This window comes from Pseudorhodoplanes sp., from assembly GCF_050250235.1.
Taxonomy (GTDB): Bacteria; Pseudomonadota; Alphaproteobacteria; order Rhizobiales; family Xanthobacteraceae; genus Pseudorhodoplanes.
Genome location: NZ_JBFWPA010000042.1, coordinates 41099 through 54458 on the forward strand (window position 1 = coordinate 41099; position 13360 = coordinate 54458).

Annotated in this window: 13 protein-coding genes; 3 read left to right on the plus strand and 10 right to left on the minus strand. The window is 64.1% G+C overall.

What is annotated here, in order from left to right; all coding sequences use genetic code 11:
- Positions 1-11: 11 nt before the first annotated feature.
- From AB7F49_RS18695 to AB7F49_RS18740, 10 genes are all read right to left on the minus strand, one after another.
- On the minus strand, positions 12-701 hold the full coding sequence (locus AB7F49_RS18695) for an NfeD family protein (protein WP_428525042.1): 690 nt from the start codon (positions 699-701) through the stop codon (positions 12-14).
- An 84-nt stretch (positions 702-785) separates the two neighbouring features.
- The gene (locus AB7F49_RS18700) at positions 786-1844 is read right to left on the minus strand and encodes a sensor histidine kinase (protein WP_428525044.1); all 1059 of its coding nucleotides are present in this window, start codon (positions 1842-1844) and stop codon (positions 786-788) included.
- A gap of 12 nt (positions 1845-1856) precedes the next feature.
- The gene (locus AB7F49_RS18705) at positions 1857-2294 is read right to left on the minus strand and encodes a response regulator (protein ID WP_428525046.1); all 438 of its coding nucleotides are present in this window, start codon (positions 2292-2294) and stop codon (positions 1857-1859) included.
- The gene (locus tag AB7F49_RS18710; RefSeq protein WP_428525048.1) at positions 2291-3784 is read right to left on the minus strand and encodes a sensor histidine kinase; all 1494 of its coding nucleotides are present in this window, start codon (positions 3782-3784) and stop codon (positions 2291-2293) included. Before AB7F49_RS18710 ends, AB7F49_RS18705 begins: the two co-directional genes overlap by 4 nt.
- Positions 3785-3862: 78 nt before the next feature.
- Positions 3863-5215, minus strand: a complete 1353-nt coding sequence (accC, locus tag AB7F49_RS18715) for an acetyl-CoA carboxylase biotin carboxylase subunit (RefSeq protein ID WP_428525050.1) — start codon at positions 5213-5215, stop codon at positions 3863-3865.
- 126 nt (positions 5216-5341) lie between these two features.
- Positions 5342-5809, minus strand: coding sequence for an acetyl-CoA carboxylase biotin carboxyl carrier protein (gene accB / locus AB7F49_RS18720; RefSeq protein ID WP_428525052.1), 468 nt, complete (start codon positions 5807-5809; stop codon positions 5342-5344).
- Positions 5810-5812: 3 nt separating this feature from the next.
- A complete protein-coding gene (aroQ, locus tag AB7F49_RS18725) occupies positions 5813-6265 on the minus strand; it encodes a type II 3-dehydroquinate dehydratase (RefSeq protein WP_428525054.1) in 453 nt (150 codons plus the stop codon).
- Between the two features lie 100 nt (positions 6266-6365).
- The gene (locus AB7F49_RS18730) at positions 6366-7952 is read right to left on the minus strand and encodes a caspase family protein (RefSeq protein WP_428525056.1); all 1587 of its coding nucleotides are present in this window, start codon (positions 7950-7952) and stop codon (positions 6366-6368) included.
- A 93-nt stretch (positions 7953-8045) separates the two neighbouring features.
- On the minus strand, positions 8046-8810 hold the full coding sequence (locus tag AB7F49_RS18735) for a DsbA family protein (RefSeq protein ID WP_428525068.1): 765 nt from the start codon (positions 8808-8810) through the stop codon (positions 8046-8048).
- A gap of 356 nt (positions 8811-9166) precedes the next feature.
- Complete coding sequence (locus AB7F49_RS18740) at positions 9167-10555, minus strand: M48 family metalloprotease (protein ID WP_428525058.1); 1389 nt, start codon at positions 10553-10555, stop codon at positions 9167-9169.
- A gap of 369 nt (positions 10556-10924) precedes the next feature.
- Here AB7F49_RS18740 and AB7F49_RS18745 point away from each other — a divergent pair, with 369 nt between their 5' ends.
- The 3 genes from AB7F49_RS18745 to AB7F49_RS18755 form a co-directional block, all read left to right on the plus strand.
- On the plus strand, positions 10925-12100 hold the full coding sequence (locus AB7F49_RS18745) for a pyridoxal phosphate-dependent aminotransferase (protein ID WP_428525060.1): 1176 nt from the start codon (positions 10925-10927) through the stop codon (positions 12098-12100).
- Positions 12097-12831 carry a YoaK family protein gene (locus AB7F49_RS18750; protein WP_428525062.1) on the plus strand — a complete coding sequence of 245 codons (735 nt, stop codon included), beginning with the start codon at positions 12097-12099 and terminating at the stop codon, positions 12829-12831. The genes AB7F49_RS18745 and AB7F49_RS18750 overlap by 4 nt, the downstream gene beginning before the upstream one ends.
- 16 nt (positions 12832-12847) lie before the next feature.
- Positions 12848-13360: LssY C-terminal domain-containing protein (locus tag AB7F49_RS18755; protein ID WP_428525064.1), on the plus strand; the 513-nt coding region annotated here is incomplete at its 3' end.

Sequence of the window (13360 nt, forward strand, 5' to 3'; positions counted from 1 at the left end):
TGTGTCTCCCACTAGACCGGTTCGACCAGCAGAACGAGGCCGTCGCGGCTCTTGACGCGCACGCCGTCGCCCGGAGCGAGCGGCCGTTGCGCCCGCGCGGACCAGACCTCGCCGTGAATGCGGATCGTGCCCTGGTCGCCGGACCAGTCGATGACGGTGCCTTGCTCCGACAGTAATTGCTCCGAGCCGGTCGCCGTCGGCCGCTGGCGCGCCTTCACGGCGGCGCCGACCACGAAAAAGATCAGCCCGGCGCTCGCCACCGCCGATCCGAACAACAGCGGCATGGAAACCCGCATCTCGATCTGCCCGGCCGGCGTATCGAAGAGGTAATAGCCGCCGGCCACGAAGGCCATGAATCCGAGAAGCCCGAGAATGCCGAAACCCGGCGTGAAGGCCTCCGCCGTCATCAGAGCGATTCCTGCGAGCAGCAGCGCCAGCGCGCCATATTGGACGGGCAGCGCCGACAGCGCGAGTGCGGCGAGCGTGAGACAGATCACCCCGATCAGGCCGGGCAGGAAGGTGCCCGGATTCGCGAATTCCAGCAGCAACGCGTAAATGCCGACGATAAGCAGAACAAAGGCGGCATCGGGGTTTCCGATCGATTCAAGAATGACCGCCACCGGCTCGCCAAGCGTCTGTGCATCCGCCGCGGGGCTCAGGATCAGCACCGGCCCCGCGGCGATTACGGTGCGACACGCCAATCCGGAAAATGCCGCTCTCATGAGAGCGACATAGGCAGAGATTCGCAGTCACGCAATGGCGCCTTGCGCCTCGCCGCGGGGCGGTCAGGCAGGCGGTGGCGCGCTGCACTCGAATGTGATGACCACGCGGGTGCCGCTATGGGCCGCGTCGTAGACGACGTTGGCCCCCAGCCGGGTCGCCATGGCGCCGACGATCGAGCGGCCGAGGCCGGTCGAGCGCGGCACGGTCTTGATGTCGTGGCCGATCCCGTCATCCTCCACGCTCAGCATCGCACGCTTGCCGTTGACCCGTTTCAGGCCGATCCGGATCGGACCCTTTTCCTCGGGATAGGCGTATTTCATCGCATTCAAAACCAGCTCGTTGACGATCACGCCGATCGCGACGGCGCGGTCGGGATCAAGGTCGATCGGCTCGGCGGCAAGACTGAGAGCCGGCGCCTCGGAGGTATCGGTCTTGGCGAGATCCTCGACCAGGGCGGCGAGATATTGATCCACCGAAACCGACTGGACATCGTTGGAGGTGTAAAGCCGCTTGTGGACCTGCGCGACCGCCATGACGCGCCGGGTCGCATCGGTCAGCGCGGCCTTGACCGGCGCACTCTTGGAGGAGCCGGCCTGCAATTGCAGAAACGCCGCGATCAGCTGCAGCGAGTTGCCGACGCGATGATTCACCTCGCGCAGCAGCATGGCGCGCTCCGCGGCGAGTTGCTCGAAGCGGTCGCGCTGCTCGCGCAACTCGGCTTCCGCGGTTTCCTTGGCGCGCCGCATCCGCATCGCATCGGCGGCGCCGGTCAGCGCCGCCAGCAGCAGCGGGATGAACTGCCCGGACGCGTCCTTCAGCACATAGTCGAAGGCGCCGGCTTTCAAAGCGGCGACCGCGGTCGCGGAATCCTGCTCGCCGGTGACGATGATGACCGGCGGATGGTTCGGCATGTCGTGAATGCGCTGCAGCGCGCCGATGCCGTCGAGCCGTGGCATGTGATGATCGAGCGCGACGACGTCGAACTCCTCACGCTGCAGCCGCTCGACGGCCGCGAGGCCATCCTCGACCGCGACGACCTCAATGCCCTGTGCGGTGAGCCCGCGCTCCACCAGCCGGCGGAGCCCGGGTTCGTCGTCGGCGTACAGGACCTTCTTCGGCATGGTGTCGTCGTCTCAGGCGGTGGCCGGGACCTGGATAACCGAGAAGAACAGGCCGAGCTGGCGAATGGCGTTGGCAAAACTCTCGTAGTTCACGGGCTTCGTAATGTAGACATTGGCGCCGAGATCGTAGCAGCGCTTGATCTCTCTCTCGTCGTCGGTGGTGGTCAGCACCACGACCGGCGTAAGCTTCATGTGTTCGTTCTCTTTCACTCGGCGCAGGATATCGACCCCGCTCATGTCCGGGAGGTTGAGATCGAGCAGGATCAGCATCGGGCGGCCATGGCTCACCCCGCCAGAGCCGTCAGCGCCGAACAGGAATCGCACCGCTTCGGTGCCATTCGCAAACGGAATGATCTCGTTGCTGACGCCGGCCCTGCGGATGTTGCGCTCGATCAGCTTGGCGTGGCCCTCGTCGTCCTCGATCATGATGATGGTGACGTGTTCGCTCATGCTGCCTGTCTCTCGGATTCCTGTATGCGGCGCGGCAGCGTGACGATGAACGTGCTGCCCTCGCCGAATGTCGATTTGAGCGACATGTACCCGCCCAGCCGCCGCACCAGGGCGCGGGTATGGGCAAGCCCGATGCCTTCGCCCGACTGATCCTGCTCGCCGGCCCGGCGAAACAGATCGAACACACGCTGGTGGTCTTCGGGCGCGATCCCGCGACCGTTATCCTCGACCTCGTAAACGGCCTGTGTGTTTTCTATCCGGCCGCGGATGCGGATATGGCCAGGGCGGCCGGGCAGGGAATATTTGAGCGCATTGTCAACGAGATTGGAGAAAATTTGTTCCAGCGCCAGCCGGTCGCTCTTCAGCGGGGGCAGCGGCTCGACCACGAGTTCGGCGCCCTGTTCCGCCGCCTGGTGCGCCACCGCATCCGCAATTTCCCTGATCAACTGGTCCATGCTGACATACTCGGGCTTGAACGTCCGCTGCCCCTCGCGCGACAGCTTCAGGATGGAGTTGATCAGGCGATCCATCTTGCCGATCGATCCCTTGATGAACGAAAGCGATTCATCAAAATCCTGCGACAATGCTACCGTCTTCCGCGCCTCTTCGGTATCGATTTTCTGCATGGCCGAAAGTGAATCGAATATGTCTTTTTTTATAGACTCGATTTCGGCGGTGAAGCCCATGATGTTCACCAGCGGCGAGCGCAAATCGTGACTCACGATATAGGCGAAGCGCTGAATTTCGTCATTGGCCTCCCGCAGCTCGACGGTGCGTTCTTCAATTCGTTTTTCGAGATTTTCGTTCATGTCCTGCAGCGCCCGACGGGCGTGCTCGCGCTGGCGGCTGCTGCGTTGCACCAGATAGACCGAAATCGCGCCGATCAGCACGATCACGGCAGAGCCCAGCAGCGTCAGCACTAGCAGATAGGAGTAGGTCCTGCGCGCCTCCTTGCGACGGGTTTCCAGCAGCGCGCGCTCGGTGTTGTACATGTCGATGATTGCCAGGCGCACGGTCTCCATTGTCGTTCGACCATGGCCCCCCCAGATCAGATCGGCCGCTTCCTTGGTTTTTCCGGCATCGTGCAGTTCGACCACCCGTTGCATCTCGTCGAGTTTGAGCTGCACCAGAGGCTCGATCTTGCGGAATGCCGGCTCCAGGGCGGGATCGTCGGCGACCGCTTCCGCAGCATTGCGGACCGCCGGAAGCGTATTGTTCGCAGCTTCACGATATTCGGCGCGATAGGGTTCCTGTCCCGTGATGATGTAGCCGCGCTGCGCGGATTCCGCCCGGCGCAAATTCAGCAGGACCAGCGACAGCCGGTTCTGGACATCGAAAGTCGTGACAACTTTCTGCGCGTCATCGCTGGCGCGGTTGACCAGCCAGAAAGATGCCGCGCTGATCAGAACGAGGATTAGAAAGCCCAGGGCCAGCAATGCGGGTTGCGCGCCGGGCGACCGGGGGAGACCGGTCGTCGCGACAGAACTCATGACGGTGAAAATGCTCCGGTTGGAAGCGATGACGACAAACGCGGAGCGGGCGGGAAGGTTCCCGCCCGGCGCAGGATTTCAAATGTCCATTCCGCCTTTTGCCAGAAATTTTTCAAGCCAGTGGATGGAATAATTGCCGTCGATGATGTCCGGATTGCGCACCAGCGTCCGGAACAGCGGCAGGGTGGTTTCGACGCCGTCGACCACGAACTCGTCCAGCGCGCGCTTGAGACGCATCAGGCATTCCTGCCGGGTCTTGCCATGCACGATCAGCTTGCCGACCATGGAGTCGTAATAGGGCGGGATGGTGTAGCCCTGATAGGCGGCGGAATCGACGCGCACGCCCAGCCCTCCGGGCGGATGGTAATGCAGGATCTTGCCCGGCGAGGGGCGGAAGTTGATCGGGTTCTCCGCGTTGACGCGGCATTCGATGGCGTGGCCGTGGAAGCGCAGATCCTGCTGGCGGCACGGCAATTCGCCTCCGGCGGCAACGCGGATCTGTTCGAGCACGAGGTCGATGTCGGTGATCATCTCGGTGACGGGATGCTCGACCTGGATACGGGTATTCATTTCGATGAAATAGAATTCGCCGTCCTCGTAAAGAAATTCGACGGTGCCGGCGCCGAGATATTTCATCTCGCGCATCGCCCTGGCGCAGACTTCGCCGATGCGTTCGCGCTGTTCGGTGTTGAGCGCGGGCGAGGGGCTTTCCTCCAGCAGCTTCTGGTGACGCCGTTGCAACGAGCAGTCGCGTTCGCCGAGATGGATGGCGCCGCCGCGGCCGTCTCCGAGAATCTGGATCTCGATGTGGCGCGGCCGCTGCAGGTATTTCTCCAGATAGACGGCGTCGTCGCCGAACGCGGCCTTCGCCTCCGACCGCGCGGTCGAAAGCGCGACGCTCATCTCCTCCTCGGTCTGCGCGACTTTCATGCCGCGTCCGCCGCCGCCGGCCGCGGCCTTGACCAGAACCGGATATCCGATCTCGCGGCCGATCCGGAACGCCTCGTCGTCGGAGGTCACGCCGCCTTCGGATCCTGGGACCACGGGGATTCCAAGTTTCTTGGCGGTGCGCTTGGCCTCGATCTTGTCGCCCATGGTGCGGATATGCTCCGCCTTCGGGCCAATGAAGCCGATATTGTGTTCGGCGAGAATTTCGGCGAAGCGCGCATTCTCCGACAGAAAGCCGTAGCCCGGATGCACGGCGTCGGCGCCGGTGATCTCGCAGGCCGCCAGCAGCGAGGGAATGTTGAGATAGCTGTCGCGCGCCGGCGGCGGGCCGATGCAGACACTCTCGTCGGCAAGGCGCACATGCATGGCGTCGGCGTCGGCGGTCGAATGCACAGCGACGGTGTGGATGCCGAGTTCCTTGCAGGCGCGCAGGATGCGCAGCGCAATCTCGCCACGATTGGCGATGAGGATTTTTTCAAACATGTTTGGCTCGAAGGCGCGAACGAAATGTCAGCGAATAGCAAATAGCGAATAGCGAATAGACCTTTCTCGCCACGCCGCTCACCTTGCTCACTATTCGCCACTCCCTATTCGCTATTCGCGATTTAGCTATTCGATAATCATCATCGGCTCGCCGAATTCGACCGGCTGGCCGTCCTCGACAAGGATTTGCGTGACGATGCCGCCGCGCGGCGCCGGAATCTGGTTCATCGTCTTCATGGCTTCGATGATCAGCACGGTGTCGCCGGCCTTCACGGACTGCCCGACATCCACGAACGGCCGTGCGCCGGGTGACGGCGCCAGATAGGCGGTGCCGACCATCGGCGAGGGTACCATGCCGGGATGCTTGGCCGGGTCGGCGGCGGTCGCGGGCGCGGCCACAACCGGTGCGGCGGCCATCGCCGGCGCTGCAACGCTCACCGCACGCGCGGCGCGCCCGATCCGAATCCGCTGGCCGTCGTTCTCGATCTCGATCTCGGTCAGCCCGGTCTCGTCCAGCAGTTTCGCGAGCCCGCGGATGGTCTCTTCGTCATAGGCCGCCCGGCCTTGCGTTTTCTTGTCCTTGTCAGACGCCACGTTTCAGCCCTTCGATGGTGTGAGCATGGCCGCGAGCCCGTCGATGGCGAGCGAATAGCCATTGATCCCGAAGCCGCAGATCACGGCTTTCGCCGCCCTTGAAACATACGAATGCCTGCGAAAGTCCTCGCGCGCATGCACGTTGCTGATATGCACCTCGATCACCGGCAGACTGCCCGCGAGCAGGGCGTCCAGAATTGCGATCGAGGTATGGGTATAGCCGGCCGGATTGATGACGATACCGGCGGCGCGTTTCGCGGCCGCTTCCTGGATCCAGTCCACCAGCGCGCCTTCGTGGTTCGACTGGTGGAATGCGATCGCGAGGCCATGCCGCTTGCCGGCCTCGCGGCACATTGTCTCGACATCCCCGAGGGTAGCACGGCCGTAGGTCTCCGGCTCGCGGGTACCGAGCAGGTTCAGGTTCGGGCCGTTCAAGACATAGATCGTCGTCGCCATCGGGGCTGTCGTCGCGCCGTCAGTTCATGCGGGAACAAGAGGGCGCGGGCGCCCGGCGGCCTCCTTATAGGCGGGACTTCCGGCAAGGAAAAGCCCGGAGTCAGCAGGTCGGCTTGCCGCAGCGGGCGTAGCCAATGCTTTTGCGCAGTTCCGCCAGACCGACGGCGCCGACGATCAACTGGTCATTAACAAGGTAGCTCGGCGTTCCGTGGATACCAAGATCCTGTGCCAGCTTCAGGTTTTCTTTCAACATGTCCGAGACCGCCGATCCTGCGCTTTCCTTCTCCACTCTCGCCCTGTCTGCGCCAACTTCCGAGACGACGCTCAAGGCTCGCGCCCTGTCAATTTTGCCCCGGCTCGCGTACATCTTTTGATGAAAGTTGAAGTAGCGCTTGCCGGAAGCGTCGTGCATCGCGAGCGCAATTGCAATCCGGCCAACATCGGTACTCGCGGGACCGAGAATGGGAAGGTCCTTGAGCACGACCCGCAAACCAGGATCGGTTTTCAGCAGTGTCGTAAGGTCTTCGACGGCCCGCCGGCAATGCTCGCAATTGTAGTCGAGGAACTGCACCAAGGTGACGTCGCCGTCCGGATTTCCCAACGTGACCTGCGCCCTCGATCGGAAAAGCGCGTCCCGGCTGACCTCGATGACGGAAGCAACACGCTTGGTGGTGAGCTTGTAGATTTCGTCATTGGCGCGATCGACGAGGGGCCCCGACTTGAAAAGCTGCGTGAACGCTTCCATCGCTTCCACCGTCCCGACCGACTTCGCATGATCGAAGGCGATCTGCGCCGGGTCGACGGCAGCCGCCGGTGGCGTAGCGTCAATTGAAGGGGAGCGTGCGGGTGGACCTGCCGCCGGCAGCCCGGCGAGATAGATGCGTCCGCCGCGCGTCTGGTCGTAATAGGCCGGCGTCTGTTCGTGCGGAAGCGGTGAGCCCTGTTCGTCCCGCGCCCGAAGCGCAAGCGCCGCCACCCGTTCGCGGACCTCGATCGCGATCTCGCCCAGATGCATGCCGGGCTTGGCGAGATATTCCACAAGCACGCGGGTGAACACCGAATTGCGGTCCCGGTCGTCCTGCTGCAGGCGGTCGAGCGCCGATTGTCCGATGCCCGCAGAATAGAACGTGAAAATTCCGCGCCCCTGTGTCGGCTCGGCCAGTCCGCGAGCGAGCCCGACAGACCGAGTGCCGACCCGTGGAAACGGGTTATCGCGGCATGCGTCGAGCACCATGACGGACACGCGCGGATTGCGCGCCTGAATTTCCGCGATGACGTCGGGTTCGGAAATGGCCGCGCCCCGTAGCCTCGATTCAGCGGCACCGGACAGTTTTGGCACGTCGACCGGCACGAGATAGTTCACGCCGCCGATCGAGACGCCGTGTCCGGCATAGAAGAAGAGCGCCGTATCCTGCGAACCGATCTGGCTCGTGAAGTCGGCCAGCTTGTCGATGATCGCCTGCCGCCCGAGATTCTTCCCTCGAATCACCTCGAAGCCGAGGCGGGCGAGCAGATCACCCATGGTGTCTGCGTCATTGACCGCCTTCTTCAACTGCTGATCGGCCGAAAGCGTCGGATAGACATCGTTGCCTATGACGAGCGCGAATTTTCGCGCGGCGTATGCATCGGCCGCGCCAGACAGAAATAAGGCAATGCCAAAGAGCGCAACGCAGCCCAGACGTGCCATGACGCCCTCTCCGCTGACCGCCCGGCAGGCGACCGACGCAGTGTAGCAAGAAACCTAGCCCACCAAGAAACCTAGCCCACCAAGAAACCTAGCCTAGCACGAAGCCTTGCCGCAACGCGCCTTGTTGATCTTGGCCTGCAACTCGGCGACGCCGACCGCGCCGACCACGGCCTCGTTGCCGATCACATAGGAGGGGGTGCCCTGGAAACCCAGCGCTTCGGCGAGCTGATGGCTTTCCTGAAGCGCCGCCTTGACCTGCGGCCCCGCCATGTCCTTTTCGATCCGCGCCATGTCGGCGCCGACCTCCCTGGCGACCGCGAGCGCGCGCGCCTTGTCGGCCTGGCCGCGGCCGCTCAGCAGCTTCTGGTGGAAGTCGACATAGCGCTTGCCGGTCTTGTCCTGCATCGCGACCGCAACCGCGACCATGGCCGCATCGAGGCTGCCCTGGCTCAGCACCGGCATTTCCTTCAGCACGACGCGCAGGTTCGGATTGTTCTTGATCAGCGTCATCATGTCGTCGAGGGCGCGTTTGCAGAAGCCGCAATTGTAATCGAAGAACTCGACCATGGTGACGTCGCCGTTCGGATTGCCGAGCGTCACATGGCTGGGCGAATGGAACAGCGCCTGCTTGTTCTCGGTGATGACGCGCTTCAGCTTTTCCGCCTGGGCCAGCGCCTGGAGTTCCTCGATCATCTCCGGATTCTTGATGAAATAGTCGCGGATGATGCTCTCGATGTCGCTGCGCTGCTGCTGGGTGAAGCCCGGGCCCTGACTGGTGCCCTGGCTGGACGGTGCGGCGGCGGGTGGCGGAACCTGCTGGACCAGAAGCTTCTGGATGGACGGATCCGTGCGGATCATCTCCGATACCAGGGGTCGAAACAGACCGGGATTCTGCACGATCGATTCGCGCACCATGTCACGCAGCTTGCCGTCATCGATGGCGACCGGCGCGGGTGTGCTTCTGGCAACCACGACCGTACCGCGCTTCTTGGCCGCGACCGCGTTGCGCTTCTTTACGACCACCACCTTGCGCTTTCGGTCGCTGCGCCAGGCAGGAGCTTTCCTCGGATTGAACGTGTCCGCAATCAACCGCTCGAGGTCGCTCGGCCGCTGGACGGAGCGGGTATCGGCGGCGGCAAAACCGGTTGCGGCGCCGAGCACCAGAATGGACGAAATCAGCGTTCCAAAGACGTTTCGCATGGCAATCCTTGAGTTTAACGGCTGGTGGGTCCGGCCGGGACCTTGGCGGCAACGATGTCGTCGGCCCGCACCCATCCGGGTGAGCCGACCGGCAGGCGGGTCTTGGCGCGCGCGGCGAGTTCGCGCGCGGTCTTGAAGTCGCCGCGCGTGAAGGCGGCCTGCGCTGAGGCGAGATCAGCCTGCGCGATGTCGCCCTTGCGGCCATAGGCCATCGCAAGCTGCTGATAGCCGTTCGGCGTGTCGGGTTCGCGTGCGAGCCCGTTGCGCAGGATCGTGATCGCCTCGTCGGCAAGTTTCGGGTTGTTGGTCGCCACCAGCGCCTGTCCGAGCATGATCTGGATCAGCGTCGGATCGGGTGCGAGCGACACGGCGCGGCGCAGCGGCGCGATGGCATCGATGGCGCGCCCGTTTTCCAGCAAAGCCTGTCCCTTCAATTCGTGGAAATACGGGTTGTTGGGCTGGATGGCGATAAGCGCGTCGATCTGCGCGATCGCGGCGCGAATGTCGGAATGGCGATAGGTCGCGATGGCGCGGGCATAGCGCGCGGCGAGGGAGGTATCGGACGCCGGATAGCGGCGCGCGACGGTCTGCGGGGCGTCCATGAAGCCGGACAGTTTGGCGCGCATCAGATCGTGCCGTGCCTGCAGGTCCGGCGAATCCTTCTTGTCCCAGTTCGGGCTGGTCCGCGCGATTTCGGTCAGCGCGGCCATGCGCTCGTTCGCCATCGGATGCGACTGCGCGTAGGGATCGGCATAGCGCGCAACGAACATCGACTGGTCCGCCATGCGCTTGAAGGTCTCGTACATCCCTTTCGCCGACTGGCCGGTCGCGGCCAGAAACTTGACCGCGGCGCGGTCGGCCGCTTCCTCGTGGGCGCGCTGATAGGACAGCAGACTGCGGGTCGCGGCATGCTGGCTGGCATGGATCGCCGCCATGCCGGCCTGTCCCGCACCGGCGGCATTGCCGCTTGCTGCACCCGCGGCGAGCGCCGCGGCACCGAGAAGCATGCCGACCAGTGCTGCGGTCTGCACATTGGCGAGTTCCTGGCGCAGCTTGGACAGGTGGCCCCCGGCGATGTGGCCGGTCTCGTGCGCCATCACGCCGATGATCTGGTTGGGCGTCGTCGATTCGGCGAGCGCCCCGGTATTGACGAAAATGCGTCGCCCGTCGACGACGAAGGCGTTGAAGGCGCGGTCGTTGATCAGCACGATTTTCAGGTTGGCGCGCGAAAGGCCTGCCACCTTGAAGATCGGATGGGTGTAGTCGCGCATCAATTGCTCGATCTCGGCGTCGCGGATCAGCGGCAGGCCGCCGCGCTTCTGGGCGGCGGCGGGCAGCGGCGGGCAAGCCAGTGCAACCGCGACGAGGGCGGCGACCACGCGCGCGAGCGGCTTCGCGGCCATGGACCTGATCGTGGGCGTGCCGGACATGGCCTGGGATATCGCTCGAATCATGACGCTCTGATTGCTTCGCCAATGGCGCAAATCTGGTCCGGCGGACATGACCTTCCTACAAGCATTTGCGGCACGTCCATCGCAGATCCAAGATGCACCGGAGAGATCGAGTTAGCAGTGTCCTTTCGGCTCCGACACCTGTAAAAGCGTTCTGCTGCGAGGTGAAACACGGGCCCGAGCCGGGACACTAGGTGAGACCGCCAGAGGCGGTCAAATCACGCCACGGGCATCCTTCTAAGGCGTCGCAGGCAATCCCGCGAATGCGGCAGGAGCGGGGCACATGCGCGAACAAATGCGCGAAACGGGTGTCTGAAACCGATGCTGGAACGGGCCCGGCACATTTTGTCGCCATCGGCGCGCAGCGATGTTCCGCCCTTCATGGTGATGGACGTGATCGTGGCGGCGACCCGCGTCGAGGCGGCGGGCCATCACGTCGTCCACATGGAGGTTGGCCAGCCGGCAGCGCCGGCGCCGCGAACCGCGATCGATGCTGCCAGGCGCGCGCTGGATGGACCGCTCCGCTATACCGAGGCGCTCGGCATCGGATCGCTGCGAGCCCGCATCGCCCGCCATTACGGCGAGACATATAATGTCGATCTCGACCCGGCGCGGGTGATCGTCACCACCGGCTCGTCGGCGGGCTTCATCCTGGCCTTTCTGTCCATGTTCGAGCCGGGTGACCGGGTCGGAATCGCCAATCCCGGCTATCCGCCCTACCGCCACATCCTGAAGGCCCTCGGCTGCGAGCCCGTGCTGATCGAAACCGGCGACGCGACCCGCTGGGCGATGACACCGGAATCCGTGCTCGCGCTTCACCGCAAGACCCCGCTCGCGGGCCTGCTGGTCGCGAGCCCCGCCAACCCGACCGGCACCATGATGCGGCCCGAAGCGCTCGCCGACCTCATTCGCGCGACCGGGGAGGCAGGAATCCGCTTCATCTCCGACGAAATCTATCACGGGCTCGATTATGCCTTCCCGGCCGAGACCGCGCTTCGCATCTCCGACCAGGCACTGGTGATCAATTCCTTTTCGAAATATTTCTGCATGACCGGCTGGCGCGTCGGCTGGATCGTGGCGCCCGAGCCGCTGGCGCGGCCGATCGAGCGGCTGCAGGGCAATCTCGCGATCAGCGTGCCGACGCTGTCGCAGATCGCGGCCGAAGCCGCGTTCAACGGCCGCGACGAGATGGATGGCGTCAAGCACGGCTACGAAGTCAACCGCCGCATCCTGATCGAGGGCTTGCCGAAGGCCGGGCTCGAAACGTTTCTCCCGGTCGACGGCGCCTTCTATCTCTATGCCAACATCGCGCGCTTCTCCGATGATTCCTGCGATTTCGCCAGGCGCATGCTGGAACAGGCCCATGTGGCGGCGACGCCGGGCGTCGATTTCGATCCCATCGACGGGCGCCATTATCTTCGCTTCTGCTATGCGCAATCGCAGGCGGACATGCACGAGGCGGTGAAGCGTATCGGCGCGTGGCTGCATCGGCAATGAGCGCGGAAGCAGGACCCGCGCCGCTGCCGCGCGCCGTTCCGCCTTTGCTCAGTCTGGTTGCCGGCTATGTCGACACCATCACCTTCCTTGCTCTGTTCGGATTTTTTGCCGCTCAGGTGACCGGCAGTTTCGTGGTGGCCGCGGCCGAATTGGGGGTGGAAGATCGCGGCGTTGCGGCCAAGATGCTGGCGATCCCGTTCTTCATGCTCGGCGCCGGCACCGCCGCCGCAATCATCATCGCGCGTCGCGGCAGGAAGCGATCCTCGCTGCCGCTTGTGTTCGCGCTGGAGGCGGTGCTGCTTTCGGGCTTCGTCGCGCTGATGGTCTATTCATGGCCGGTCACCGATCCGGATTCATGGCTTGGCGCGGCGGCCGGGCTTCTGTCGGCGGCCGCCATGGGCGTGCAATCGACGCTGGTGCGCCTTCTGCTGCGCGGGGTGCCGCAGACCAACGTCATGACCGGCAACTCAACCCAGCTTGCGATCGACGCGACCGAACTGATCTATGCGCGATTGCGCCCGTCGCGCATGGTCGCCGATCCGGCTTTGGCGGCCGAAGCCCGCAGGCGCTTTGCGACCGTTTTCTCCGTGCTGGCAGGATTTCTGGTCGGCGCGCTCGGCGGCGCGCTGGCCTATGCGCTGGCTGGACCCTGGAGCGCAAGTCTTGCCATAGTGATCGTGGCCGGGCTGATTGCATGGTCCGCGACACGCGGCGGCATCGATCCGGTGTGAGGGCGTGTAGCGGCGCATGGACGGGACACTCATTCTGACGATCGCGCTTGCAGCGCTGGTCTATGGCGTGGTTGCCTATATTCTTCTGCCGATGGCCTGGCATCATCACGAGCATCAGCCCGGTCTCGCGAAGCATCCGATGGTGACGCAGACCAAGCAGGGGATTCCCGGCGACGCGCTGAATGTCGGACTGGTCGGCGAGCGCGACACCATCATCCGGGCCATGAACGACGCGGGCTGGTTTCCGGCCGATCCGGTTACGCTGACGTCGAGCGTCAAGATCATCGGTTCGGTGCTGCTCAAGCGACCCTATGAGCATGCGCCGGTCAGCCCGCTGTTTTATTCCGGGCGCGTGGAGGACCTGGCTTTCGAAAAGCCGTCCGGCAAGAGCGCCGACCGCCGGCACCATGTGCGGTTCTGGCAGGTGCTCGACAAGGGCGTGGAGGAGCGGCCGGTCTGGCTCGGCGCGGTGACGTTCGACCGCAGCGTGGGACTCAGTCACTATACCGGGCAGGTGACCCATCACATT